Annotated in this window: 21 protein-coding genes and 1 rRNA gene; 7 read left to right on the plus strand and 15 right to left on the minus strand. The window is 63.7% G+C overall.

The window, feature by feature from the left end:
- Nucleotides 1-12 precede the first annotated feature (12 nt).
- From ACQKRQ_RS07275 to ACQKRQ_RS07305, 7 genes are all read right to left on the minus strand, one after another.
- A complete protein-coding gene (locus ACQKRQ_RS07275) occupies nucleotides 13-228 on the minus strand; it encodes a YXWGXW repeat-containing protein (protein ID WP_427475986.1) in 216 nt (71 codons plus the stop codon).
- Nucleotides 229-328: 100 nt separating this feature from the next.
- Nucleotides 329-1477: a DUF1501 domain-containing protein gene (locus tag ACQKRQ_RS07280; protein ID WP_427475988.1), complete on the minus strand. Its 1149-nt coding sequence runs from the start codon at nucleotides 1475-1477 to the stop codon at nucleotides 329-331.
- A gap of 5 nt (nucleotides 1478-1482) precedes the next feature.
- Nucleotides 1483-3111, minus strand: coding sequence for a DUF1800 domain-containing protein (locus ACQKRQ_RS07285; RefSeq protein WP_427475990.1), 1629 nt, complete (start codon nucleotides 3109-3111; stop codon nucleotides 1483-1485).
- Nucleotides 3112-3183: 72 nt separating this feature from the next.
- Nucleotides 3184-3702 carry a periplasmic heavy metal sensor gene (locus ACQKRQ_RS07290; RefSeq protein ID WP_427475992.1) on the minus strand — a complete coding sequence of 173 codons (519 nt, stop codon included), beginning with the start codon at nucleotides 3700-3702 and terminating at the stop codon, nucleotides 3184-3186.
- A complete protein-coding gene (locus ACQKRQ_RS07295) occupies nucleotides 3699-4127 on the minus strand; it encodes a hypothetical protein (RefSeq protein WP_427475993.1) in 429 nt (142 codons plus the stop codon). Before ACQKRQ_RS07295 ends, ACQKRQ_RS07290 begins: the two co-directional genes overlap by 4 nt.
- Nucleotides 4124-4726 (minus strand): RNA polymerase sigma factor, encoded by a 603-nt coding sequence (locus tag ACQKRQ_RS07300; protein ID WP_427476111.1) that lies wholly within the window; start codon nucleotides 4724-4726, stop codon nucleotides 4124-4126. Before ACQKRQ_RS07300 ends, ACQKRQ_RS07295 begins: the two co-directional genes overlap by 4 nt.
- 301 nt (nucleotides 4727-5027) lie before the next feature.
- Nucleotides 5028-5348 (minus strand): YXWGXW repeat-containing protein, encoded by a 321-nt coding sequence (locus ACQKRQ_RS07305; protein ID WP_132377067.1) that lies wholly within the window; start codon nucleotides 5346-5348, stop codon nucleotides 5028-5030.
- A gap of 401 nt (nucleotides 5349-5749) precedes the next feature.
- On the opposite strand from ACQKRQ_RS07305, the gene ACQKRQ_RS07310 reads away from it, so the two are divergent.
- The 3 genes from ACQKRQ_RS07310 (at nucleotide 5750) to ACQKRQ_RS07320 (ending at nucleotide 9957) form a co-directional block, all read left to right on the plus strand.
- Entirely contained in the window at nucleotides 5750-7516 is a 1767-nt protein-coding gene (locus ACQKRQ_RS07310) for a phospholipase C (RefSeq protein ID WP_427475995.1), read from the plus strand.
- A 199-nt stretch (nucleotides 7517-7715) separates the two neighbouring features.
- On the plus strand, nucleotides 7716-9158 hold the full coding sequence (locus ACQKRQ_RS07315; RefSeq protein ID WP_427475997.1) for a cytochrome-c peroxidase: 1443 nt from the start codon (nucleotides 7716-7718) through the stop codon (nucleotides 9156-9158).
- 106 nt (nucleotides 9159-9264) lie between these two features.
- Entirely contained in the window at nucleotides 9265-9957 is a 693-nt protein-coding gene (locus ACQKRQ_RS07320) for an HAD family hydrolase (protein ID WP_408433934.1), read from the plus strand.
- Between the two features lie 69 nt (nucleotides 9958-10026).
- Here ACQKRQ_RS07320 and ACQKRQ_RS07325 read toward each other — a convergent pair whose 3' ends face one another.
- Nucleotides 10027-10419 (minus strand): carboxymuconolactone decarboxylase family protein, encoded by a 393-nt coding sequence (locus ACQKRQ_RS07325; RefSeq protein ID WP_132377063.1) that lies wholly within the window; start codon nucleotides 10417-10419, stop codon nucleotides 10027-10029.
- Nucleotides 10420-10738: 319 nt separating this feature from the next.
- On the opposite strand from ACQKRQ_RS07325, the gene ACQKRQ_RS07330 reads away from it, so the two are divergent.
- Nucleotides 10739-10987: a hypothetical protein gene (locus ACQKRQ_RS07330; RefSeq protein WP_132377062.1), complete on the plus strand. Its 249-nt coding sequence runs from the start codon at nucleotides 10739-10741 to the stop codon at nucleotides 10985-10987.
- Between the two features lie 112 nt (nucleotides 10988-11099).
- On the opposite strand, the gene cysS is transcribed toward ACQKRQ_RS07330, so the two are convergent.
- The 6 genes from cysS to ACQKRQ_RS07360 all read right to left on the minus strand — a co-directional run bounded on the left by cysS (nucleotide 11100) and on the right by ACQKRQ_RS07360 (nucleotide 18560).
- Nucleotides 11100-12488, minus strand: a complete 1389-nt coding sequence (gene cysS / locus ACQKRQ_RS07335; protein ID WP_427476000.1) for a cysteine--tRNA ligase — start codon at nucleotides 12486-12488, stop codon at nucleotides 11100-11102.
- Nucleotides 12489-12803: 315 nt separating this feature from the next.
- Nucleotides 12804-13136, minus strand: a complete 333-nt coding sequence (gene cyoD, locus ACQKRQ_RS07340; RefSeq protein WP_408179122.1) for a cytochrome o ubiquinol oxidase subunit IV — start codon at nucleotides 13134-13136, stop codon at nucleotides 12804-12806.
- The gene (gene cyoC / locus ACQKRQ_RS07345; RefSeq protein ID WP_427476002.1) at nucleotides 13137-13742 is read right to left on the minus strand and encodes a cytochrome o ubiquinol oxidase subunit III; all 606 of its coding nucleotides are present in this window, start codon (nucleotides 13740-13742) and stop codon (nucleotides 13137-13139) included. It abuts the gene before it with no gap.
- Nucleotides 13742-15730, minus strand: coding sequence for a cytochrome o ubiquinol oxidase subunit I (cyoB, locus tag ACQKRQ_RS07350; protein WP_408179120.1), 1989 nt, complete (start codon nucleotides 15728-15730; stop codon nucleotides 13742-13744). The genes cyoC and cyoB overlap by 1 nt, the downstream gene beginning before the upstream one ends.
- 3 nt (nucleotides 15731-15733) lie before the next feature.
- Nucleotides 15734-16633: a ubiquinol oxidase subunit II gene (gene cyoA / locus ACQKRQ_RS07355; RefSeq protein ID WP_427476004.1), complete on the minus strand. Its 900-nt coding sequence runs from the start codon at nucleotides 16631-16633 to the stop codon at nucleotides 15734-15736.
- A 370-nt stretch (nucleotides 16634-17003) separates the two neighbouring features.
- Entirely contained in the window at nucleotides 17004-18560 is a 1557-nt protein-coding gene (locus tag ACQKRQ_RS07360) for an NADH-quinone oxidoreductase subunit M (protein WP_427476005.1), read from the minus strand.
- A gap of 697 nt (nucleotides 18561-19257) precedes the next feature.
- On the opposite strand from ACQKRQ_RS07360, the gene ACQKRQ_RS07365 reads away from it, so the two are divergent.
- The 3 genes from ACQKRQ_RS07365 to ACQKRQ_RS07375 all read left to right on the plus strand — a co-directional run bounded on the left by ACQKRQ_RS07365 (nucleotide 19258) and on the right by ACQKRQ_RS07375 (nucleotide 24234).
- On the plus strand, nucleotides 19258-19992 hold the full coding sequence (locus tag ACQKRQ_RS07365) for an ABC transporter ATP-binding protein (RefSeq protein ID WP_427476007.1): 735 nt from the start codon (nucleotides 19258-19260) through the stop codon (nucleotides 19990-19992).
- The gene (locus ACQKRQ_RS07370; protein WP_427476008.1) at nucleotides 19979-22552 is read left to right on the plus strand and encodes an FtsX-like permease family protein; all 2574 of its coding nucleotides are present in this window, start codon (nucleotides 19979-19981) and stop codon (nucleotides 22550-22552) included. The genes ACQKRQ_RS07365 and ACQKRQ_RS07370 overlap by 14 nt, the downstream gene beginning before the upstream one ends.
- A gap of 611 nt (nucleotides 22553-23163) precedes the next feature.
- Complete coding sequence (locus tag ACQKRQ_RS07375) at nucleotides 23164-24234, plus strand: lipocalin-like domain-containing protein (protein ID WP_427476010.1); 1071 nt, start codon at nucleotides 23164-23166, stop codon at nucleotides 24232-24234.
- A gap of 96 nt (nucleotides 24235-24330) precedes the next feature.
- Here the strand turns inward: ACQKRQ_RS07375 and rrf are convergent.
- A 5S ribosomal RNA gene (gene rrf, locus ACQKRQ_RS07380) occupies nucleotides 24331-24444 on the minus strand.
- Between the last annotated feature and the right edge of the window lie 236 nt (nucleotides 24445-24680).

The following is a 24680-nucleotide window of genomic DNA, read 5'->3' on the forward strand; positions in this document are numbered from 1 at the left end:
GGCCGCTACTCGTCATCCTCTCCAATGCCCCGGCACCCACGCCCAATGATTGCCTTCCCAACGGTAGTGGCCTTTCACCGAGTGATAGCCCGGCGCGGGCGCGGCGGGCACCACTTCGACGAGCGGCTCGGGTTGCGGCGGTCTGGCGGGCTCGACCACGCAGGCTGACAACAGCGCAACGCAAAGACCCGCGAGCGATATGGCGCGTACGTTCGATATCGTTTTCAAGTTCCTCTCCTGAGTGTTTTCATTTGATTTAAGCCGGTTCCCTTACCGGCTCTTTGGTTGACGACGTGGATGAAGGCGCACTCTTTCGCGGCGACCGCCGTTACGCACGCACGATGCCGCTCAGCGGCCGCCCCGCCGGCGTCTGGCCGAACAGCGCGGACGCCGTGCGCTGCGGATCGAGCCCGAGGCTTTCGCTCGCGGTGCCGGCAATCAACGCATCGAGCGAGGTGGTCGGCTTGAGGTCGCGTGCTTCGTAAAGATTGTGCGGCGCAAGGCCTGGCCAGTCGGCGATCACGCGTCCGCCCTGCACCGAGCCGCCCAGCACCATCGCCACCGAACCCGTGCCGTGATCGGTACCGCCCGTGCCGTTGGCGGCAGCGGTTCTGCCGAACTCCGTCGCGACCAGCACGGTGGTCTTGCTCCACAACGGGCCCATGCCATCGCGCAACGACGCGAGCATCGTGTCGAGCGCCTTCAACTGATTGGCGAGACGCGTGTTCTGCGCGCTGTGCGTATCCCAGCCGCCGGTTTCGATCATCGCGATCCGTGGACCGTTCTCGCGCGACAGGAAACTGGCGGCGAGCTTGCCGAGACTCGCCGGATCCTGGCGCGCGCCGGCGTCGCCGGCCAGGCCGCGCGCGGTCATCGCCGACTCCCACAGCGGGCGCAACTGCGTATCCTGGTCGTAGAGTTGCGAGACCCGCGTAAGCAGATCGTCGGGCGCTTGCGGCAACGCCGAGGGCGCATACGACGTCACCGCCGCTGGGCCGCGCAACGCCATCGGCACAGTCGGCGCGAACGCGATCGCGTTTTCGCGCGTGGCGGGCAACTGCGCGACGAGCCGGTTCAGCCAACCGTCTTTCATCTGATACGGCGACGTGCCGCCGGTCTCGAGCACGTTCTGTCCGTCGAAGTGCGAACGGTCGCGATATGGCGACGCCACCGCGTGTACGAACAGCGCCTGATGGTTCGCGTACATCGCGGCGCTCTGCACCATCGCGGGATGCAGCGCGAAGGTGCCGTTCAGGCGTGGCGCGTTCGAGGTGTCGATGGCGAGCGCGCCGCGCAATGCTGCGTAGGTGGGTTCGGCGTAGGGCACGACGATGTTCAGACCATCGGCCGCGCCGCGCTGGATCACGAACACGAAACGGCTCTCCGTGGCGACGCTCGCGAACGCGATCTGCGGCGACACGAGCATCGCGCCCGCGCCGGCAGCGGCGACGCTCAGAAACTTGCGGCGTGACAGCATGGCATTCATCTCCGTTGAAAATCCGGCGAGACCAGCAACAGCGCGATCGCCGTGGATGCGCTTTCGGCGCGCGATACCGCTGTGGCCGTCGGCGCACTGAGCGAACCGGCGAGCAAGGTCTGGCCGAGTGCGCGCGCATCGAGCCGGTCGCCGACTTGCGACGCGAAACGCTGCGCCACTTCGACCCGGCGCACGAGCGCGTCGGGCGCGGCCCAGCTCGCGGCGATGTCGTCGTAACCGGCGGGCGAGCCGGGGCGCCACACCGGCTGGCCGAGCTGCGTGAGAATGGGCGCCGCCTGCAGCTTGCCGAGGTCCTGCCAGCCGAGCCCACGCATCGAGGAAATGGTCCACTCCCACGGCGTCTTGAATTTCACGGCGGTGGGCGACCACGCTTGCGGCATGTCGATCAAGGCGCGGTAGACGGTCGGCAGATCGCCGCCGCTGCGCTCGAACGCGCTGGCCAGATGCTCGCTCACGCCGGGCGGCGGATTATCGGCGACGAAATGACGGGCCAGCTTGCCGCCGATATGCTGCGCGGTCGCCCGTGCGCTTGCGAGGTCATGCAGGATCGCGAGCGCCTGCTCTTCGCCCGCCTGGTCGTAACGGCGTCCCATGATGATCCGCGAACCGGGCTCGTGCAGTGCGGCGCGAAATACGAAGGTGCCCGGCGCGGCGTTCTGCTGCATGGCCAGCCGGCCCGCGTTGCCCGCATTGCCCACATTGCCGGCGTTGGCCGGATTGCCCGCGACGCTCCAGCCGGTCAAAGCGCGGGCGAATTCGGTGACGTCGTCCTGGCTATAGCCGCTGCGCACGCCGAGCGTATGCAGTTCCATGATTTCGCGCGCGAGGTTTTCGTTCAGGCCGCGCTTGCGCTCCGGGTTTCGCTGCGCGGCACGCATGGCCGCCATGCTGTCCGGTCCCACCGAGCGCGTCTGATCGAGAAACAGTTGCATGGCCGGATGACGCTCGACGGCCACCAGCATGTCTTCAAAGCGGCCCAGCACGTGCGGGCGAATCGCCTCGGCCTCGAACGAACCGGCTAGCGCCGCGACGCCGGGCTTTTCGGTGGAGACCGCGAAGTGGTTGGCCCAGAAATGCACCAGCCGTTCGACGAACGGCGTCTGCGTGGTCAATGCACTCGTGACCCGCGCATTCACCGACGAGCGGTACATGTCGAGTATTTCACCGCGAAGCGCTTTTCGTTCGGCTTGCCTGGCAGATTGCGCGTTCGCTTGCGCCGGGCTTAGCGTGTCGGCCTGCGCGTTTGCTTGTGCGCTCGCCTGAGCGCTGGTTTGGCCACCCGGCTTTGTCATGTCTTGCGCGTTCGCTGCTTGCGCGCCGGGTTGTCCATCAGGTCTCGCCATGTTCTGCGCGTTCGTGGAGCGTGTCGCCGCGCCCTCGCCCGCATTCTGGCGAACCTGCTGATTGAACTGCATGCGCTGCCGCACCAGTTCGGTCGAGAGCGCCACCGAGTCGGGCTGGTTCGCCCACGCGGCCGGCCGCGCCTGGTACTGTTCGAACTGCGCGAGCAGCCAGGCCTTGGGGTCGGCGGGCGGCGTGTCGTCGGCACGCGCGCCCAGGCCGAAGCGGTTCAGCGCAATCGCCGCGGTGTTCAGGTTCGGTGAGTTGGCCATACCATCCTCTTCGGCTGTGATATTCCTTGAACGGCCGCCACGCGAAGATCCGTCGCGGCCGCCGCGGTTTTTTTAATCGCCCGAAGATTCGCTCGATGCCTGATTCGCCGGTTTCTTCGCATTCGCCGCCGGCGCAGGTTCACGCCATTGCCCGCGCACTTTCAGGCTGTCGGCGAATTGAACCCGCTCCTCGGGCGACAAGCTCGCCGCGAAGTCGGCCACACTGCCTTCCACTTGCGCGCGCAGATGGCTGTCGGCTTCGCGCGTACGCGTGAGCGCGGCGTCGAGCGCGGCGCGATCGAACTGCGGCGCCGCCAGCAGACGCAACACTTCGCGACGCCCTTCGCGGCCTTCGCGGGCATATTGCCGGCCGTCGCGGCGCGCGTCTTTCAGGCCCTCGACAAAGGCCTTCTGGCGCTCGGCCGAAAGCGTTTCGGCGGCGAAGCGAAGCGCGCGCTGTTGCGCCAGCACGGGCGCCGTGGCGCCGTGCGCGGTGAACCATTGATACGCACCACCGACGATCGCGCCCACCAGAAACACATTCAGCACCAGCGAGGCCACCAGCACGATTTTCCACGACCGGCCGTTCATTCGTCGCTCCAATCGGCGGACGAACCACCGAAGCTCGAAGTTAAATAAGACGACTCATGCGCTTGCGACGCCTGCGGCCCCGTTCCCGTCAGCACGAAGAACGACACGGCGAAAGCGCCGGCCACGCCGCCCAGCAGTCCGACGCCCGCGACCGCCGCGCCCGACCACCACAGGCGCCGCCGCGGCGCCGCCGGCTGTCGCACCGGCGCGCTGTCGAGCACGCGCTCGAGCAGGGCCGCGTCCGGCGGCTCGACCTTGTCGGCGGCAAGCCACGCATCGACGCCGGCCGCCTCCGCCAGCAGCGCATCGGCTTCGGCGCGATGCGACTGCGCCCACGCCTGCGCCGCCGCGCGGTCGTGTTGCGGCCAGCGGCGCGGCTCGGCGCCGTAGGCCTCGACGATCTGCTGAAATCTTTCGGGCGTCATGACTTGTCCTTGCTAAGGCCGCTGCCGGCCAGTTGAGCGCGCAGATTGCGGCGCGCGCGTGCCAGCAGACTTTCCAACGCATCGACGCTGATGCCCATCAGGGCCGCGGCGTCGATGTTCGACATTTCCTGGTAGTAGTTGAGTACCAACGCCTCGCGCTGGCGTGCCGGCAACGCGGCGAGTGCAACGCGGACCCGCTGATCCTCGGCGCGCGCTTCGAGTCCGGCCTCAGGCAGCGGCGCGGGATCGACCTCGTCGGGCATCTCTTCGCGCGTTTCCTCGCGCCGGCCGCGCAGCCGGTCATAGCAGAGATTGAGCGCGACGCGATGGACCCACGTGTCGAACTTCGCCTCGCCTTCCCGCCAGCGCGACGCCTGTTTCCAGATGCGCACGAACACCTCCTGCGCCACGTCTTCCGCTTCCATGCGGTCGCCCAGCATGCGGGTGGCGAGCGCGAGCAGACGCGGCAGCTTGCGCGAGACGAGCGAGCGGACGGCGGCCGGATCTTGCCGGCCGAGCTGTTCGAGCAGTTCCGCGTCGGGGTCGCGTTCGCTCAAGGCATGACGCTCCTGAGCGCGAGTGCGTCGCACCGCATGGATCGCGCCGTGGGACGAACGTCACGCCTTCTGATGCCTCTCATGCTGGCTGCACCTCACACGGATGGTTGCACGCGCACCGGTTCGAACGGTGCGCGCGGGACAGAAGACAGCACGCCTTGCCATGCACAACCGCAATCAATATACGACGACCGCCGGCCGATAGTAGGCCGGCCGCGCCGGGTACACCACACAGCCGGCGAGCATGGCCGCCAGCAGAATCATCACGAACGTTTTCATAGCAGTCTGCCTGGTTGGGGGACGCGGCGCGCCGAACAACGTCGAGCGCCGCAGCGCTTCCCGGTCATGCCCAATGGCCTTCCACCCAGCGCCAGTTGGGGCCACGCGCCACCCAGTGCCCCGGCACCCAGCGATGCCCGACGCGCACCGCCTGCCAGTGGCCGCCCACCCAGACATAACGGCCTTCGGCCCAACGCCAGTGGCCGGGATCCCATGCGTAACCGGCACGCGGCGCCGGCATCACTTCGACGCGCGGCGGCGGCGGCGCCATTGGCGCGACGATCACCGCCTGCGCGAAGGCCGGCGCGGCGGTCAGCGTGGCGGCGCAGGTCAGCGCGGCAGCCAGCACGGAGGTGAGCAAGCGAAGCGGTTTGGTGGATGTCATGTTGGTTTCTCCCATAAGAGCCGAAGCCGGAAAAAGCGGCGCCGTTTCCTGTTGAACGCAGCAGCGGAAAAAATCCGTCGCCACGAGCGTGTGAAAAATTCAAAAGGAAAGAAGGATGCGGGAAAAAACCCGATGGAACGCGAGGCGCAGGGTCGCAGCTGTTGCCGCGCGCCCACGCTGCGTTAGCGGAACGACAGGAAAGGTTACGCAAATGAATAAAAACCGAGGGCTTCGGTAAGGTTCGCGCCTCGAAATCTTAATTATCGAATGGTCCAATGCGCGCAGTTCGTCGCGGCAAGACCACTAGCACTAGCTGTATTTCTAGCGATATCCCCAGCGATCATCCACACGTATTCCGATGGAAACGCTGAACGGCGAAGTCGAATCTGGAGCCCTGTCAAATGTTCCGTAGAACCCTCCTACCCATCCCGTTCGCGGCGCTGCTTGCGCTCGCAGCTTGCGGGAACAACAACGTGAACACGCCCGCACCGGTGGTATCGGCTCAGGACGCCGTGGCCACGGCCACGCCGATCAAGCACGTCGTGGTGATTTTCGGCGAGAACGTTTCGTTCGACCACTACTTCGGGACCTACCCGAGCGCAGCCAACCCGACCGGCGAGCCGCAATTCGTGGCAGCCGCGGGCACGCCGACGGTCAACAACCTCATCAGCAACAACCTGATCACGGTCAACCCGAACGCCCTGGCCACCTCGCCGAACACGGCGGGCCGCACGGTCGGCAGTGTGGCGATCGCGGGCCTGGGCCTGCCGGCCACCGATCTGGTGCCGTTCCGCCTGGACCGTTCGCAAGCCAATACGTCGAGCCAGAACCACGCCTACGCGGCCGAAGAGCTCGCCTATGACAACGGCGCGATGGACGCGTTCCCGCTGTTTACGGCCGCCACCTCGACGATCGCCGGCAGCACCGGCGCGTTCGCCACGAAGGGCCAGGTGCTCGGCTACTTCGACGGCAACACGGTCACGGCCATGTGGAACTACGCGCAGAACTTCGCGATGAACCAGAACGCGTACACGGACACGTACGGTCCGTCGACGCCGGGCGCGATCGAAGTGGTCTCCGGCCAGAACAACGGCGCGGTCGTCACGGGCGGCACCTCGCCCAACGCGATTCCGGACTCCGCGGGCGGCTTCACGATGATCGGCGACCTCGACCCGACCGGCGACGTCTGCACGATCGCGGCGAACAGCCCGCCGACGGCGGTGATGTCGTCGAAGAACAAGAACATCGGCGACCTGCTCAACGCGAAGGGCCTGACGTGGGGCGGTTTCATGGGCGGCTTCAATCTGCAGACCGTCAATCCGAACGGCACGGTCGGCTGCGCGCGCTCGACCTTCTCGCAAGTGCTGAACGCGACCAAGGCCGACTACGTGCAGCATCACGCGTGGTTCCAGTATTACGCGAGCACGGCCAACCTGGCGCATACGCGTCCGACGTCGACGGCGCTGATCGGCGCGACCGATCCGCTCGACAACACGGCAACGCCGGTGCACCACCAGTACGACACCGACGACTTCTTCGCTGCGGTGAAGGCGGGCAACTATCCGTCCGTCAACTTCCTGAAGGCGCCGGCGATCAGCGACGGCCACCCGGGCAATTCGGATCCGATCGACGAACAGGCTTTCGTCACGAAGGTGATCAACTTCCTGCAACAGCAGCCTGACTGGAAGAACACCGCCGTGATCATCGCCTACGACGATTCGGACGGCTGGTACGACCACCGCTTCAAGGCGCCGACGAGCGCATCGTTCGACTCGACCACGCCGCAATCCGCGGGCGGCAAGACGGTGGCGGGCAGCGACAACCTGAGCGGCGTGGGTCAGTGCACGGCAGCGGGCGCGGTGCAGCCGCAAGGCGTGAACGGCGGCGCGGTGAACGGCCGTTGCGGCCCGGGTACGCGTACGCCGTTTATCGTGGTGTCGCCGTGGGCAAAGGTCAACTTCGTCGACGATACGCCGATCACCCAGGCCTCCGTGGTGCGCTTCATCGAAGACAACTGGCTGGGCGGGCAACGCCTGGGCGGTGGTTCGTTCGACGCGACGGCGGGCAGCATCATGAACATGTTCAACTTCTCGGGCTCCGGCAACAATCCGGCGCTGTTCCTGGATCAGAGCCTGGGTACGAAGCTGGCAGCCGCGCCGGCGAGCTGATCCGCGGACGTGCCGAGCGCTTTCCTCTTCCGCTTGCCGGTGAGTGATGCACGTGCCCCATGCGTGCCTCACGCCGCGCGGCAGCGTGTCGTGAAAAGCCTCACGCACCATAAGCCGTAGTTGGGCGTCGAGCCAGTGCAAACGTGCTGGCTCGATTTTGCTTTTATCGCAGCCGATCGAACTAGCTGTCATCACCGTCATGAACCCTCCTTCAGACGCCGCCCTGCCTTCGCATCTGCCGGCCGGCGGCGAGCCCGGCCCCGTGATTACCCGCCGCTCGTGGCTCACGCTGCTCGCGTGGAGCGCGGCCGGTATCGTGCTCGCGTTCATCGTCTACTGCGCGTACGCGCTCGTGTACCCGGAGCGCACGCCGTCCGCGGTCGGCGAGATCGTCGAGGAAATCACCGGCGCGAATCCGCATCCGGTCACGTTGCTGCGTCCACAGAGCGCGCCGCTGAGCGCGGTGGCGCTGCTCGGCAAACAGATTTTCTTCGACCAGAGTTTGTCGGCGTCGGGCACGCAGTCGTGTGCGTCGTGTCACTCGCCGCAGCATTCGTATGGGCCGGACAACGCGTTCCCGGTGCAACTCGGCGGCGCGCATATGAACCAGGCGGGTTATCGTCCGCCGCCTTCGCTCACGTATCTGTATCGTCAGGCGCCGTTCAGCATCGGCCCGGATCAGGGCGACACCGACGTGCCGGTGGATATGACGCAACTGGCGACGCAAGCCGCCGGCGTGCAGCGCGCGCAAAAGACGGCGCTCGCCGCGCCCACCGCTCCGGCAATGGTGCCGCAAGGCGGATTGTTCTGGGACGGCCGTGTCGATACTTTGCAGGACCAGGCCCTCGGACCGCTGACCAATCCGGTGGAAATGGCCAACGCAACGCCGCAGGATGTCGCTCACAAGCTGCTGGCGACCAAGTACCTGGATCAATTCAAGCAGATCTTCGGACCCGGCATCGTCACCAATCCGAGCCTGTTGATTTCCGAGGCGATGTTCGCCGTCGGGCGATATCAGATCGAGGATCCGTCGTTCCATGCTTTCAGCAGCAAGTATGACTACTGGCTCGAAGGCAAGGCGCGTTTGACGCATGCCGAGCTGCACGGCTTGCAGTTGTTCAACGACAAGGACAAGGCGAACTGCGCCGGCTGCCATTTGAGCCAGCCGAGCAAGGACGGCTTGCCGCCGGTGTTCACCGACACGCAATACGAAGCGCTCGGCGTGCCGCGCAACCCGGCGATTCCGGTCAACAAGGATCCGAAGTTCTACGATATGGGCGTGTGCGGACCGTTCCGCGACGACCTCGCCAAACAGACGCAGTATTGCGGCATGTTCCTCACGCCGACGCTGCGCAATGCCGCTGATCGCAAGGTGTTTTTCCATAACGGCGTGTATCACGATCTGAAGCAGGTGATGGACTTCTACAACCTGCGCAATACGTCGCCGGAGAAAATCTATCCGCGCGATGCGTCGGGCAAGGTGCAGAAGTACAACGATCTGCCGGCTCAGTACCATGCCAACGTGGACGTGGCCGACGCACCATTCGATCGTAAGTTCGGCGATCAACCGGCGATGACTGATCAGGATATTCAGGACATCATCGCGTTCATGAAGACGCTGAGCGACGGGTACAAGGACTAACGTTGCGAGCCAGGTGCGAAGGCCGCTCACGCGGCCCTTGCACTGCGGGGAGCGAGCCGGTGAGGTATCCTTGCCGGTTCCGCGAACTTTATCCGTACCCTGCCCGATGGCCGATTTCCCCTTCGACGCCGTACTCTTTGACTGCGACGGCGTGCTCGTCGACTCCGAACCCATCACCAACCGCGTGCTCACCGAGATGCTCGGCGAGCTGGGCTGGCACTTGAGCGTCGAAGAGACGATGCGCATTTTCGTGGGCAAAGCCGTCCGGGACGAAGCCGCGCTGATCGAAGCGCGCACCGGCGTCGCGATCACGACAGACTGGCTCATGCAGTTTCGCGAGCGGCGCAATGCGGCGCTGGACCTCGAACTCGTTGCGATTCCCGGCGCGCCGGATGCGGTGCGTGCGCTTCATGCGGCGCTGAATGGGCGCATCGCGGTCGCGTCGGGCGCGGATCGCATCAAGGTGGAGATGCAACTGGCCAAGGCAGGGATTCTCGACTGCTTCGAAGGACGCATCTTCAGCGGCCACGAAATGCCCCGCAGCAAACCCTTTCCCGATGTCTACCTGGCCGCGGCCGCGGCGCTCGGTGTGGATCCGCGCCGTTGCGCGGTGATCGAAGACACGGTGACAGGCGCGACCGCGGGCGTTGCCGCGGGTGCCACCGTGTTCGGCTATTGCCCGATCGAACTCGGCCACAGCAGCGCGACCGCCTTGCATGGCGCGGGTGCCACACATGTGTTCAGGGACATGGGCGCGTTGCCCGCCTTGCTGGCGGGATGGCGCGACGTATCGCACTGACTACGGCGCTGAATATCGCATTGTCGGCGGCGCAGAACACCGCGCGGACTGCCACGCCCGCTACAGCGCTTATTCGAAGGCCGGATCGATCGGCACGCGGTATCCCACTGCCAGCCGATTCGTCTCGTTGGCCATGCCCACGACCGCGAGCAGTTCGCCGAACATCTCGTCGGTCATGCCGGCGCGGCGCGCTGCCGCCGTGTGACTCGCCACGCAGTAGCCGCAATTGTTCGTCACGCTCACCGCGACGTAGAGCAGTTCCTTGATGAGCGGATCGAGCGCGCCGGGCGCCATCACGTCCTTCAGACTGTCCCATGTGCGTGCGAGGGTCGGCGGATGCTGGGCGATGTACTTCCAGAAGTTGTTGACGTCGTCGACCTGACGGATCTGCTTGATATCGTCGTACACGGCTTTGACTTCCGGCGACGCCGCGGAATATTCGATGGCTTTGAGCTGGCTCATGCGTTCTCCTTTCCTTGCTGACAAGATTCAACGAACCCTGCGCTCCATGCGCACGGTTCACGGTAGTGGTCTATTGTGACGTGATTTTCAGCGAGCTTCATGCCTGCATGACGCGCGGACGCATGTCGGCGAATTGCCGACATCGCCTTGCAGCCAGTTGGCCGATCTCCATCACAGTTGCCTGGAAAAACGCCGGAGAAGCACGCGGCGCGGCGCTTTGCCGCCGATGGCATGGTGTGTGCAATCAACAGGCATGAGTGCGGCATTTCTCCGCTCTCCTCGATCCACCTTGATTCACTCACTCCGCTGGAGATCCACCATGAAAAACCTCGTCCTCAAAGACCTGGCCCGCATCGACGAACTCGACCGCACGGCATCGCTATCGATTCGCGGCGGCATTGCCTACCTGACACGTGAAGCGCCTTCCGGTTGTGGCGGCGCGGAACAGCCCGCACTCATTCGACGCGGCTGGGATGCATTTCCGCCGGTTCATCTCGGTTGCGGACCGGTGTACTTCCCGTTCGACAAACTGCCTTCGCACTCGGAACCGAAGGTGGTGCCGTTATAGCGTGCCGGCAAGGCCCGATATAAACGGTGCGGCTCGTCCACGCCACGGCGTGGCGGTTGCGCAAGCCTGAACGCTACCGCCACGCCGTCTGTCCGTCTGTTTGTCTGTCGCGCTACTCCGCTTTGCCGCGTTGCCGCAGCACGGGGCCGCTTGCGCTGTCTTCCACCAGCCAGCCTGCCGCCGCCAACGCGTCACGCAAACGGTCTGCTTCGGTCCATTGCTTCGCGGCGCGTGCTTGCTGGCGTTCGTCAGCGAGCGCCGCAATATCCGCCGGAATCTCGGCCGCATCATCTTCTTGCCAGTCGGCGAGGCGCAATCCCAGCACCGTATCGAAGCGATCGACGGTAGCCCTTCGCGTCGCCGCCGGCAGATCGCTTCTGACCACGTCCCACAGCACCGCGAGCGCGCGCGGCAAGTTCAGATCCTGATCGACCTCCGCCTTGAAGCGCGCCACGCTCGGCGCGTCCGGCGTGCCGCCTTGCGGCCATCGCACATAGGTTCTACGCAAGCGGTCCAACGCGGCTTGTGCCGCATCCAGCGCGGCCTCACTGAAGCGCAGGCTGCTGCGGTAGTGCGCGCTAAGGCATAAATAGCGATACGCGAGCGGATCGTTGCCGCGCTCGATCAGCGTCTGCAAACGCACGAAGTCGCCGCCCGACTTCGACATCTTGCCGGCGTCCAGCAACAGAAAATGGCCGTGCATCCAGAAGTTGGCGAGGCGCGTGCCGTGGCGCGCCTGGGTTTGCGCAATCTCGTTGCTGTGATGCACGGGGATGTGGTCTTCGCCGCCACAATGAATGTCGAACCACGGGCTCAGATACTTCGCCGACATCGCCGAGCACTCGATATGCCAGCCGGGAAAGCCGCGGCCCCACGGACTGTCCCATTCCATTTGCCGCGTGGCGCCGGGCGGACTGAATTTCCACAGCGCGAAGTCGGTCGCGCGCTGCTTCTCGCCGGGCGCAACGCGCTTGCCCGCCTGCAGGCCCGCAACATCGAGACGCGCCAGATAGCCGTAGTCATCCTGCCTGCTGGTGTCGAAATAGACGCCGTCGGCCGTGCGGTAAGTGTAGCCGTTGCGCTCGAGCTCGACGATGAAGTCGATCTGCTCCGCAATGTGATCCGTCGCGCGGCACCAGAGGGCGGGCTCCAGCAGGTTGAGCGCGCGCCAGTCGTTCATGAACGCCGCCGTGTACCGCTCGGCAATCGCCCACGCCGATTCGCCGGTGCGCCGGCTGCCCTTCTCCATCTTGTCTTCGCCTTCGTCGGCATCGGACACCAGATGGCCGACGTCGGTAATGTTCACCACGTGCCGCACGTCGTATCCGTTCAACACCAGGGCGCGCCGCAGCACGTCTTCGAACACATAGGTCCGAAGATTGCCGATATGCGCGTGGTCGTACACCGTCGGGCCGCAGCAATACAGGCCGACCTGATCCGCGTGAATCGGCGTGAATTCGCGCACGGCGCGCGACCAGGTGTCGTAGAGGCGAAGCGGCATGTCATGTCTCCAGGCGCTGGGTGTTCAAAAGCAAAAAGGCCACCGGTCGCGTGACGGGTGGCCTCAGGGATGCGGACGTATGCAGATCGAACGCTAGACGCAAGCTCCCCTCGGCAGGCTGTGACAGCATGCGCGCAAAGAATGCGGACGGGAAAGGTTAGAAGCGGTCATGGAAACGATCCTAACGCGGGTTCGCCGGTTCGGTCAATCGCCGACGCACTTCGGTGCAGGCCACGCGCTTGCGGTCGACGCACGAAAAAAGCCCCGCAAGACTCTCGCCTTGCGGGGCTTCGTTTCGAACGAATGGTCGTTCGTCTAGCGCGACATCATGTGCATGCTGACGTTGTGCATGACCCACAACGTGCCGCCGATCACGATGACGGCGGTCAGCAGCGTGAAGGCAAATGCCATCACATTCCAGCGCTGCTCCGACGACGTATTCAGATGCAGGAAGAAAATCAGGTGCACGACGATCTGCACGAGCGCGAGGCCCGCGATCGCGAGCAACGCGTTCTCGCCCGTCAACGTGCCGGTCATGACGAGGCCGAAAGCGGCGACGGTCAGAATGACGGAGAGAATGAAGCCCGTCGTATAGCTGCCGATGCTGCCGTGACTTTCACCTGCGTGGGCGTTATGGCTATGGTCCATTTAGATCACGCTCGCGAGATAGACAAAGGTGAAGACGCCGATCCACACGACGTCCAGAAAGTGCCAGAAAAGGCTCAGGCACGTCAGGCGAATCATGTCGCGTTCGGTCAGGTCGCGATGGCCGATCACCTGAATGGCGAGCACCACCATCCAGATCAGGCCGCACGTGACGTGCAGACCGTGCGTGCCGACCAGCGTGAAGAACGACGACAGGAACGCGCTACGGCTCGGGCCGGCGCCTTCGGCGATCAGGTGCGAAAACTCGCGCAGTTCCAGCACGAGAAACGCGAGACCGAGCAGGAAGGTCACGCCGAGCCAGAACAGCAGCACGCCCTTCTTCTTCTTGTGCGCGCCGAGCATCGCGAAGCCGTACGTGATGCTGCTCAGGAGCAGCATCGTCGTTTCGAGCGCGACGCCTGGAATCTCGAACAGATCCTTGCCGCTCGGGCCGCCTGCGAACTGATGGCCCATCACCGCGAACACGGCGAACAGCGCCGCGAAGATGATGCAGTCGGTCATCAGGTACAGCCAGAAGCCGAACACCGATTGCGACGGTACGTGGTCCGCGTCGTGATGCGAGCCGGCGTCAATAGTCCTGGTTATCATCAATCCACCTCCAACGCGACCTGCGCACCAACGCCGGAGCGTTTCTCTTCAATCTCCGCGACCGTGGCGGCCGGGATGTAATAGCCTTCGTTCTTCTGGAAGCTGTAGACGATCACGGTGCCGACCGCGCCGACCAGGCCGACGATTGCCAGCCACCAGATGTGCCAGACAGCGGCGAAACCGAGCACCAGCGAGAACACACCTGCAATCACACCCGCGGACGTATTCGACGGCATGTGAATGTCGCGATACACAGGCTTCGCTTGCGTGCCCTTGCGCGACTTCATGTCGGAGAACGCGTCGAGCTTGTGCACCGTCGGGATGATCGCGAAGTTGTACACCGGCGGCGGCGAGCTGATTGCCCATTCCAGCGTGTGGCCGTCCCACGGATCGCCCGTGACGTCGCGATTTTGCGGCAGATTGCGATCGCGAATGCTGACGATGATCTGCGCCACCTGGAGCGCGATACCGATAGCGATGAGCGCCGCACCGCCTGCGGCCAGGATCAGCCACGGGTGCCACAGCGGGTTGTCATAGTGGTTGATACGGCGCGTCATGCCCATAAAGCCCAGCACGTACAGCGGCGTGAATGCCACCCAGAAACCGATCTGCCAGAACCAGAACGATGCCTTGCCCAGCTTTTCGTTCAGCTTGAAGCCGAACGCCTTCGGGAACCAGTAGTTGAAGCCGGCCAGATAGCCGAACAGCACGCCACCGATGATCACGTTGTGGAAGTGAGCAATCAGGAACAGGCTGTTGTGCAGCACGAAGTCCGCGCCCGGGATCGCCATCATTACGCCGGTCATGCCGCCGATCGTGAAAGTAATCATGAACCCGATGGTCCACAGGATCGGCGGGGTAAACGTCAGGCGGCCCTTGTAGATCGTGAACAGCCAGTTGAACACCTTCACGCCGGTCGGAATCGCGATCACCATCGTGGCGATACCGAAGAATGCATTGACGTCAGCGCCCGAACCCATCGTGAAGAAGTGATGCAGCCACACGAGGAACGACAGCACCATGATCGCGCAGGTCGCCCACACCATCGTCTTGTAGCCGAACAGCGGCTTCTTGGCGAAGGTCGCCACGACTTCCGAGAAGATACCGAACGCCGGCAGGATCAGGATGTACACCTCGGGGTGACCCCATGCCCAGATCAGGTTCAGGTACATCATGGCGTTGCCGCCGCCATCGTTCGTGAAGAAGTGCATGCCGAGGTAACGGTCCAGACCCAGCAGCGCGAGCGTCACGGTCAGGATCGGGAACGACGCCATGATCAGCACGTTGGTGCAGAGCGCCGTCCACGTGAACACCGGCATCTTCATGAACGTCATGCCCGGCGCGCGCATCTTCACGATGGTCGCGAAGAAGTTCACGCCGGTCAGCAAGGTGCCGATACCGGAGAGCTGCAAGCTCCACAGGTAATAGTCGACCCCGACACCCGGACTGAACTGCAATTCGGAGAGCGGCGGATAAGCCAGCCAGCCGGTCTGCGCGAATTCACCGATCACCAGCGAGATGTTGATCAGGATCGCGCTGACTGCGGTCATCCAGAAGGAGAGCGAGTTGATGAACGGGAACGCGACGTCGCGTGCGCCAATTTGCAGCGGCACGATGATGTTCATCAGGCCGATCATGAACGCCATCGCCATGAAGAAAATCATGATGACGCCGTGCGCCGTAAACACCTGGTCGTAGTGATGCGGCGGCAGGTAGCCCGGGTTCGCGTAAGCGAGCGCCTGCTGCAGACGCATCATGATCGCGTCCGCGAAGCCGCGGAACAGCATGATCAGCGCAACGACGATGTACATCACGCCCAGCTTCTTGTGGTCCACCGACGTGAGCCATTCGGTCCACAGATAGCGCCACTTGCCGAAATAGGTGATCAGACCCAGGACCGTCGCACCGCCGAGAGCGATCATCACGGCCGTGACCATGATGATCGGCTCGTGGTACGGAATCGAGTCTAGTGAGAGTTTGCCGAACATGTGTTACCCCTTGCCCTTTGGCGCACAGTTGGCGTCCTTCATGTTGTCGAGGACGTTACCGTTGTTGTATCGGGCAATGATGTTGTGAAAGAGCTTCGGATCGACGCTCGAGAAGTAGCGCACCGGCTCCTTCTCGGTCGGCGCGGATACCGTGTGATAACGGTCCATGCTGAGGTTGTCCGACGAAGCGCGCACTTTCGCAACCCATGCGTTGAACTCTTCAGGCGAGGTGGCGAGCGCGCGGAACTTCATGTCCGAGAAGCCCTTGCCGCTGAAATTCGCCGAGGCGCCCGCGTAGTTGCCGGCTTCATCCGCGATCAGATGCAGGCGCGTTTGCATGCCCGCCATCGCGTAGATCTGGCCGCCGAGTTGTGGAATGAAGAACGAGTTCATCACCGTGTCCGACGTGATCGTGAAGTTCACCGGCGTGCCGACCGGGAACGCGAGCTGGTTCACCGACGCAATGCCGAGGTCCGGATAGATGAACAGCCATTTCCAGTCGAGCGCGACGACTTCGACGTTGATCGGCTTGACCTGCGACTCGAGCGGCTTGTACGGATCGAGTTCGTGCGTGGTCTTCCACGTCAACACGGCGAGGAACAGAATGATCAGCGTCGGAATCGTCCAGATGGCGATTTCGATACCGGTCGAATGCACCCAGCCCGGACGATAGTCGGCGCTCCTGTTCGACGCGCGGTAACGCCACGCGAACAGCAGCGTGAGCGCGATAACCGGCACGACCACGATCAGCATGGCCCAGGTGGACGTGGCAATGAGCTCACGTTCCGCCAGACCCACACTCCCCTTCGGATTCAGAATATCGAGGTTGCTGCAACCCGCGAGCAACAACACGAGGCTGCCGGAAAGGAAACTAAGCGACCCTCGTAGAGTCTTTCCTTTCATATCCATTGCCTCTTTTTTACGTCTTCCACGAACGTCATTCGACCGCTCTCCAATAGTAAGCGCTCGCATAATAGGGGGACGTTCCGCCGTAATAAACACTCGATTTAGCAACGATCTATTGCGTCGCAGCACCGTGCGACACGTTGCCGCATGGCTGCGCGCAGGTGGGCGTCTGCGGCGCCCTCTTGCCGAGTATTGAAATGCCGGCGAAACGCGAAAACCCCTTTAAACAAGCGCGAAAACGCGACGCGGCCTGATTGGCCACGCCGCGTGTCGTGCGTGCAAAGAGACTTGATCCATAAGGAAAAAAGCGCGTCGGCGAGGCAACATTCGCGAGGCGAATGCTGCGGCTGCGCCGCAGCTCGTTCGATCAGCCCGGCGAGCGGGTGGTCGCGGCTGCCGGTGCGGGCACTGCGGCTTGCAGATGCTCTCCGCCATCAGCCGGCGCGCCGTCCGAAGGATGAGCCGAGCGCTCCGATTGAGCCAGCAGCGTGCCGACCGAAGGATCGATCGCATCGGTGAACGGTTTCGGATTGATGCCGATGGCGAGCACCAGCAGCGCCATCGCGCCGAGCAGCACGAACTCGCGCTTGCCGAGATCCTTGAGGTTCGCCACACGAGCGTTGGCGATCGCGCCGAAGATCACGCGCTTGTACATCCACAGCGTGTAAGCCGCGCTCAGGATCAGCGTGGTGGCCGCCATCGCGCCGATCCAGAAGTTGAAGCGGATCGCGCCCATCAACACCATGAACTCGCCGACAAAACCCGAAGTGCCCGGCAAGCCGATGTTGGCCATGGAAAACAGCATCACGAAAGCGGCGAAGCGCGGCATGGTGTTGGCCACACCGCCGTACTCGGCGATCGACGCGGTTTTCGTGCGGTCGTAGAGCATGCCCGTGCAGAGCAGCATCGCGCCCGACACCACGCCGTACGACAGCATCTGCACGATCGCGCCAGCCTGGCCGATGCGGTTGAAAACGAACAGCCCGAGCGTGACGAGGCCCATGTGCGCGACCGTCGAATAGGCGAGCAGGCGGCGCATGTCGGTCTGCACGAGCGCGAGCAGGCTTGCATAGATCACCGCGACCAGCGAGAGCGTGATCATCATCGGCGCGAAGAAGTGGCTGGCCTGCGGCGCGATCGGCAAGGCGAAACGCAGCAGACCATAGCCGCCCAGCTTCAGCATGCCGATCATCACGGCGGCGCCCGTCGGACCGTCGAGGTGGACGTCCGGCAGCCACGTGTGCAGCGGCCACATCGGCACCTTCACGCCGAAGGCGGCGAGGAAGCCGAGGAAGATCAGAACCTGCGGCCACGTGCCGAGGTGCGTCTCACGCCACAGCGCGAGGTCGAAGCTGTGCGTCTGGCTGTACAGATACAGCATCGACATCAGCATCATCAGCGAGCCGAGGAACGACACGAAGAAGAACTTCACCGCGGCGTACGAGCGGTTCGACTGGCCCCACGTGCCGATCAACAGATAGAGCGGAATCAGCGTCGCTTCGAACGAGATGAAGAACAGCATGCCGTCGAGCGATGTGAACACGCCCTGCATGAAACCCGACAGCATCAGGAACGCGCCGAAGTACTGCGCGGTCCGCTCGGTGATCGACTCCCACGAGGCGACCACGATGATGATCGTGGTGAGCGCGGTCAGCGCGACGAGCCACAGCGAAATTCCGTCCACGCCCACATGCCAGGCGATATCGAACGTGGGCGACCAGCGCACGTTCTCGACGAACTGCATCGACGTGACGTCGTTGCGGAAATTCGACACCAGCGGAATCACCGGCAGGAAACCCGCAATCGCGCCGATCAGCGCGAGCCACCGGGTGCGACTACGTGCCGCGTCGGATCCGGCACGCAAAACCACCACGCCGGCGATAATAGGGATCCAGATTAGAAGGCTAAGAAGAGGCAATGGCATGTGCTCTATCGAAAACTTTAAGTACAAAACGCCACATCAACGCCTTCAAAATAGAAAGCATTGAAATGGATATGTAGGCTGGATTTCGCTGAAATTGACGTGCAATCGGGGTTGACCGCTACACGTTTACCCGCAGTCGAATGACCAAGGGTGGGAGATTACCAAGATAAGAATACTTTTGCAGCGCAACAACGCTGCAAAGCAACTGGCAATGTATTGTTGCGGCGCCGGCCCTTGCGAAATGGATAAAAATGTGCAAATGCACAAACTGACCGACCTGGTTTCGCGGGGACAAATTTTGTGCGAAAAAGCGTGCAATTGGCAGTCAGTTAGGAACTCTTGCACGGATGCCCAGGCGCGCATTTCAAGCTGGGATAGAACATGCCGACGCATGACGCCGTGCGCGCGCGAATTTCGAGCGTCCGGAGAAAAATTTGCTTACCCGCGAGCAGAAAATTTTTTTGATCCCGCGCTCTAAATAATCCGGCGCGCGGCGCTCAAAAGTGAGAGCGCAGTTGATCAGCCGTTCATTTTTCGGCCCGGCCCGATCACGTGCGCCAAGCTTCTGCGTGCCTTACGGAAGCCGAATATACTTCGGCGATTCACGGCCGATGTTCGTGCATGAGTGCGCCGCTTTTTCGTCTGCGTTTCGCCCGCCCGGACGCCGCCCTCACCGGCCACACTTTTCGGAAACCGCATGCTTCGTGACGAAGGCGTCGTTCCCGCGCTCGAGTGCCGCGGGCTCAGCAAGACCTACGGCGCAGGCCGCATCGTGCTGGCGCAACTGGACTTCACACTCGAACCGGGTGAGTTCGTCGCGATCATGGGCGATTCCGGTGTCGGCAAATCGACGCTGCTCAATCTGGTGGCCGGCCTCGACAGCGCGGATAGCGGCGACGTGATCATCGATGGCAGCGCCGTTTCGCGTCTGGACGACAACGCGGCGACGCGCCTGCGCAGGCAGAAACTCGGCTTTGTCTTCCAGGCGTTTCACGTACTGCCGCATCTGACGCTTGCGCAGAATGTGGCGCTGCCGTTGCTGCTCAACGAACTGCCCACCGCAGCCGCGCTCGACATGCTCGCGGCGGTCGGGCTGGGCGGACGCGGCGATGATTTTCCGCGCCAACTCTCGGGCGGCGAATTGCAGCGGGTTGCGATTGCGCGGGCGCTCGTACATCGCCCGAAACTGCTTCTCGCCGACGAACCCACCGGCAACCTCGATCCCGATACCGCGCACGAGGTGCTCGGCCTGTTCCGCGCGCAAAGCAAGGCAACCGGCGCGGCCACGATCATGGTGACGCACTCGGAAGCCGCCGCGGCCGTTGCCGACCGCATCCTGATTCTGAGCGACAGCGGCCTGCATGCTGCGCCCGGAGCAGCCGGGCCTTTCGGCTCCCGTACGCGCGCACCTTCCGCCGATGATGTCCGCTGATTCCCGTCCTCTGCTGCGCTTGCGAGGACACCGAGTTCTCGCGCGCTGGCTGCTGGGCGCCGAATGGCGTAGTCATCGCGGACGCGCCCTGGTCGCAATCGCAACGATCGCGCTGGGCGTCGCGCTCGGTTACGCCGTGCAGTTGATCAACAGCGCGGCGTTCAATGAATTCTCCGCGGCGGCCCGCAGTCTGTCGGGCGAGGCCGATCTCCAGGTGCGCGGCGCGCAACCTTCAGTCGACGAGACCATCTATCCGCTGCTCGCCAACGAACCCGGTGTCGCGCTGGCCAGTCCGGTGCTCGCACTCGACGTCACCGTGCCCGACCGGAGCGCGGCACTGCCGGTGCTCGGCATCGACGCGTTCAAGGCAAGCCGTATTGCGCCGGACCTGATCGGCGTGCCTTCGCCGGATAAGCCGTTCGATACGCTCGCGTCAGACACCGTGTTTCTCTCGACGGCGGCCCAGCAATGGCTCAATGTGAAAGTGGGCGACGAGGTGGCGCTGCGCAGCGGCACCTCGATCGTGCATTTGCGCGTGGCCGGTGGCATCGTGAGAACACGGCCGGGTCAGCGGCTCGCCGTCATGGATATCGCCGCCGCGCAGTGGAAGTTCGGCAAGGTGGGCAAGCTGTCGCGCGTCGACGTGCAGCTCGAACGCGGCGTCGACCGGGAGCGCTTCAGGCGCGAGCTGCAAGCGCGGCTCGGCAGCCAGTGGGTCATTGCCGAAACGCGTGACGCCGAGAGCCGCACCGATCGTCTCTCCCGCGCCTATCGGATCAATATGAATGTGCTCGCGCTGGTGGCGTTGTTCACCGGCGCGTTTCTGGTGTTTTCGACCCAGGCGCTGAGCGTCGTGCGACGCCGCGCGCAGTTCGCCATGCTGCGTGTGCTCGGCCTGACGCGTGGTCAGTTGCTGCGTCAGATCCTGATGGAGGGCGCGTTGCTGGGCCTGCTCGGCTCGCTCGCTGGACTCGCGCTCGGCTACGCGATGGCGAGCGGCGCCCTGCATTTTTTCGGCAGCGATCTGGGCGGCGGCTACTTTCCCGGCGTGCAACCGCAAGTCGGCTTCGAACCGCTCGCGACCGCGTTGTTTCTGATGCTTGGGCTCGCCGTCGCGGTATTGGGTAGTCTCGCCCCCGCACTGGAAGCGGCGCGTGCGCGGCCCGCCACGGCGCTCAAGGCGGGCGCCGAGGAAGGCGCGTTGGCGCGGCTCGCCACACCGTGGCCCGCCTTGCTTTGTCTGCTGGCCGCTGCCGTGCTCACGCAGTTGCCGCCGATGTTCGACGCGCCGATCGGCGGCTATCTGGCCGTCGCATTGCTGCTGGTCGGCGGGATTGCGCTGATGCCGCGCGTAACCGCGCTCATCTTCGGAGCGGCAAGCCGTGCTTTCGCAGCGCGAAGCCGCGCCGGCGCGGCCGGCACGCTGGCGCTGGCGCGGCTGGCGAATGCGCCGGGGCATGCGTCCATCGCCATGGGCGGCGTGCTGTCGAGCTTTGCGCTGATCGTCGCGATGGCCATCATGGTGGCGAGCTTCCGGGTATCCGTCGAAGACTGGCTGGTTCATCTGCTCTCCGCCGATCTCTATGTCCGCGTAGCGCCGAACGGCGACACAGGCGGTTTGCGGTTGGACGAACAGAGCCGGCTCGCGGCCGTGCCAGGCATCAGAACAGCCGCATTTGCCCGCACTTCGCATCTGACGCTCGCCCCTGCGCGGCCTGACATCGCTGTGCTCGCGCGCGAGATCGACGCGGCCGATCCGGGCGCGAACCTGCAGATGACCGGAGCCGTGCTGTCGCCTGCCGAGCTTCACGCAGGTGAAACACCTGTTTGGGTATCCGAAGCAATGGTCGATCTGTATGGATACAAATTGGGTCAGCGTGTTCGATTGCCGCTTGGTGAACGCGACCATGTGTTCGTGGTGGCCGGCGTATGGCGCGACTACGTGCGGCAGACCGGCGCCATTCAGATACGGCTCGCCGATTACCGGCGCTTGACCCGCGACACGAGTGCAACCGATGTGGCCGTCACTGTTCAGCCGGGGACGAGCGTCGAGCAGGTAGCCACGGGGCTGCGCGCACTGCCCTTCGGGGCATCACTGGATTTGTCGCTACCAGGTGAAATCCGCGCGCGCACGCTGGTGATTTTCGATCGCAGCTTTGCGGTCACCTATCTTCTCGAAGCGGTCGCTATCGTGATCGGCTTGTTCGGCGTGGCGGCGACCTTCTCCGCGCAGACACTCGCGCGCTCGCGTGAGTTCGGCATGCTGCGGCACGTCGGAGTGACGCGCTCGCAGGTGTTCGCCGTCCTCGCGCTCGAAGGCGGCATGCTCACCGCGTGCGGCATTGCAATGGGCTTCGTGCTCGGGTTCGCGATCAGTCTGATTCTGGTGTTCGTCGTCAATCCGCAGTCATTTCATTGGAGTATGTCGCTGCACGTGCCGTGGATGGCGCTCGCCACCGTCGCGTTGGTGATGCTCGCTTCGTCGTGTTCGACGGCGGTGATCGCGGGACGCGGCGCCGTGTCGGTGGATGCGGTGCGCGCCGTGAAGGAGGATTGGTGATGCGGGCTTTGTCGCGCGAGTTGGGACGAGGGGTTATGCGGGCGGGGGCGGCGCGCTTTGAACTCGCCGGCGACGGAAGTTGGCTCGTCTTGCGGCGGCGCGAGCTGCGGATGGCGCTCGTGGGTTTGGGCGGGACCATTCGCTTCGATTTGGCCGCTAACGGCGGGTATTGCGCCGCTTTGCAACGACGTGAGTTGCGGATCATGAGCGCAGTTTTGAGCGAGAGTATGCTCGGCTATGCGTCGATCGCACGCGAGCTATCATGGATGCGATCGTGCTTCGATCTCGCTTCTGGCAGCGGGCATTGCGCCGCTGTGCAACGACGTGCGGCGCGGATCAGGGGCGAGGTTTTGAGCGAGAGTATGCTCGGCTATGCATCGATCGCACGCGAGTTGTCATGGATGAGATCGTGCTTCGATCTGGCTTCTGGCAACGGGCATTGCGCCGCTGTGCAACGACGTGCGGCGCGGATCAGAGGCGTGGCTTCGAGCGCGAGTATGCCGGTCTACGCGTCGATTGCGCGCGAGCTGCCATGCGAGCCGCCGGCTAAGTCCCTCCGTGTGACTAATCGGCGCATAGCTCTGCGTATTCGCGGCTTGCTGTCTATCTGGATGCTGACTGTGTCGACCGCGTTCGCCGCGGCGCCTGAATTTGCGGCGGTCACGCCCGATCACGCGATCGCCCTGCCGCAGGACAGCGGCGCACACGCGGCTTTTCGCACCGAGTGGTGGTACGCGACGGGTTGGCTCACTACGCCGGACAATCAGCCGCTCGGTTTTCAAATCACATTCTTCCGCTCAGCAACCGGCCATGATGCCGCTGACCCAAGCGCTTTCGCGCCTTCGCAATTGATCATTGCCCATGCCGCGTTAAGCGATCCCGCGCTCGGCCATCTTGCCCACGATCAACGCATTGGCCGTCAGGGCTTTGGCCTCGCCTATGCGAAGCCGGCCAACACGGACGTGAAACTCGACGCATGGAAAATGACCCGGGCACCTGACGGTCACTACGACGTCACTGTCGACGCGACCGGCTTCTCGTTGCATCTCAAGTTGACGCCGACGCAGGCACCTTTGATTCAGGGCGAACGCGGCTATTCACGCAAAGGTCCACGGCCGGAGCAGGCGAGTTATTACTACAGCGAACCGCAATTGCGCGTGACTGGCGGCGTGGTTCGGCCGGTCACCGCGGGCGGCCCGTCGCATGGTGAGACTGCCGTAACGGGGATGGCGTGGCTCGATCACGAGTGGTCGAGCACGTTGCTCGACGCCAATGCTGTGGGATGGGATTGGCTGGGCGCCAATCTCACCGACGGCTCTGCGCTGATGGCATTCAAGGTACGAAGTCGCGATGGACACGCCGTGTGGGCGCATGCGGCATTTCGCAAACCCGATGGCGGGGTAACGACATTCGGTCCCGATCAGGTCGACTTTACGCCGCTTCGCACATGGCGCTCGCCGCGCACGAACACGTCCTATCCCGTTTCGATGACTGTCAAAACCGGTACGCGGACGTGGAAACTCGATCCGCTGATGGACGATCAAGAACTCGATTCGCGGCAATCGACAGGCGCGGTGTATTGGGAAGGCGCGGTGCGGGTGAGCCGCGAAGGCGTGGATGTCGGACGGGCCTATCTGGAATTGACAGGCTATGCGAACGCGCTGCGGATGGGGAGGGATTGAGGGCGGTTTTCCCGTTCGTTCTTCGCCTGTTTTTCCGGCTGCGTAAACGCAGAAACCCCACCTTTTTGGGGTGGGGTTTCTGTTTGCTGCGGGGGAGCCTGACGATTACCTACTTTCACACGGGTAATCCGCACTATCATCGGCGTGGAGTCGTTTCACGGTCCTGTTCGGGATGGGAAGGGGTGGGACCGACTCGCTATGGTCATCAGGCATGACTGGTTGCCGCACTGCCCGTGGGGCAGTACAGCCAATCTGGAAGAAGTAGTTTCTGGTGATGCTCACCAGGGGTAAAGCGTTGGGCTGTGCTGTTTCTGGCACAACATCGATCTCAACCTGTGTGCGCCCCTTTTTGGGGGTGGGATGCGCGCAAGTGCTGAAGCACTGACGGTCATCGCAAAACACACCGGTTATAGGATCAAGCCTTACGGGCAATTAGTATCAGTTAG

The organism is Paraburkholderia sp. NPDC080076, assembly GCF_050281145.1.
In the GTDB taxonomy this organism is placed as follows: domain Bacteria; phylum Pseudomonadota; class Gammaproteobacteria; order Burkholderiales; family Burkholderiaceae; genus Paraburkholderia.